This is a genomic window from Thiolapillus sp. (assembly GCF_048562965.1).
In the GTDB taxonomy this organism is placed as follows: Bacteria; Pseudomonadota; Gammaproteobacteria; order Chromatiales; family Chromatiaceae; genus Thiolapillus; species Thiolapillus brandeum_A.
In genome coordinates this window covers 1-819 of the sequence record NZ_JBHNMF010001158.1, presented here as the reverse complement: position 1 = coordinate 819, position 819 = coordinate 1, and the positions used below count along the sequence as shown (strand labels likewise).

The 819-nt window shown below is 49.9% G+C and carries 1 protein-coding gene; it reads right to left on the bottom strand.

All coding sequences use genetic code 11. From position 1 onward, the window contains the following. A partial coding sequence (locus ACOCD2_RS23005; protein WP_419588161.1) for a hypothetical protein occupies nucleotides 1-598 on the bottom strand: 598 nt, incomplete at its 3' end. Between the last annotated feature and the right edge of the window lie 221 nt (nucleotides 599-819).

The window sequence follows — 819 nt, the reverse complement described above, 5'->3', positions numbered from 1 at the left end:
CGTCATCCGATACATCGAACTCACCGACAAACCGCCCCAGATTGCCCGAAGGATGGGGGATGGTATACGCTTCGACAACACGCTCGGGCGGCACAAAGGGGTTGAGATTGTTGGCATCGATACGCCAGAGATCCCCCTCATCACCGTTGTCGCTTTCATTGAAATAAAGGTAGTTGCCGGCAGCATCTGTGGCCATGTGAACAGGGTCTTCCACCGCTGCGCGATCGTATCGCCGCAGAATACTGATGCTTCCCGTCTTTCCGTTCAGCATACAGAACAGATTGATATTGTCATTGACATCGGCCGTTTCGGCGACAAAAAACACCCGGCTCCCATCGCCGTTACTGACCAGTCCGGGATTCAGAATGATACCCCCGATTTCTGACGGTATGGTCACCTCCTGCGCCTGACCCTGGCTGTCGAAATCGTGGATGAATATCCCGCGTGTACCCGCTCCCAGTTCCAGCAGAACAACCACTTTGCCGTCACTGCTGAACGCGCTTCTCGTATTGGCCAGATGCTCACCAGGCCCCCGATAATCCGTGCCGTTGAAAATATGATGAAACCCGGCGGAATGAAAGAGAGGGTTGGCAAACACAGCCTGCCATGAAACAAAATATAAAAGAAATGAAAAACTTAACCCGACAAATGCCTTCATGATCGAATCTCCTGCGTTTTCTGTTCATGAGATAACTTAATTTACTAGAGTTTAGAGTTTCAGAGGAGAAAAACCACTAAAAATCTCAAAAAATAGTTGACATAGCAAGGCGCGGCCTCTCAGAAGAGAAATCAACACAAACTTCTGGAGGCCGCTATGGA